This window comes from Shewanella sp. AS16, from assembly GCF_021412365.1.
GTDB classification, from domain to species: Bacteria; Pseudomonadota; Gammaproteobacteria; order Enterobacterales; family Shewanellaceae; genus Shewanella; species Shewanella salipaludis.
This window is the reverse complement of sequence record NZ_JAKCLK010000450.1, coordinates 1-280: the sequence shown is the minus strand read 5'-3', so window position 1 is coordinate 280 and position 280 is coordinate 1. Positions and strand designations below refer to the sequence as shown.

The following is a 280-nucleotide window of genomic DNA, read 5'->3' as shown; positions in this document are numbered from 1 at the left end:
CATCTCGCCCAGCTTTTTGAGTCGGTTGCGCAGAAGCTTGTGATAGTCACGGCCCAGCGCATAACGGCTAACATAGCCGAGTTTGGGATTTTTCAGCGTGCTGGCAAATGCGGCGTTAGCAGGAAGGTAATTCATCCGCACGCTGATCACGCGCAGCGTACCGGGCAATAATTCGTGAGGACGAGCACGCAGCATACCGTGACGCGCCATCCAGTCCATTTCGCCGTGGTATTGTTTGTCCAGCCATGCTTGCAGTTTGGGCTCGGACGCGCTGAGATCG

Annotated in this window: 1 protein-coding gene; it reads right to left on the bottom strand. The window is 56.1% G+C overall.

Going from position 1 to position 280, the window contains the following annotated elements; translation table 11 throughout:
• A partial coding sequence (locus LZP73_RS21050) for a QueG-associated DUF1730 domain-containing protein (protein ID WP_234236946.1) occupies positions 1–280 on the bottom strand: 280 nt, incomplete at both ends.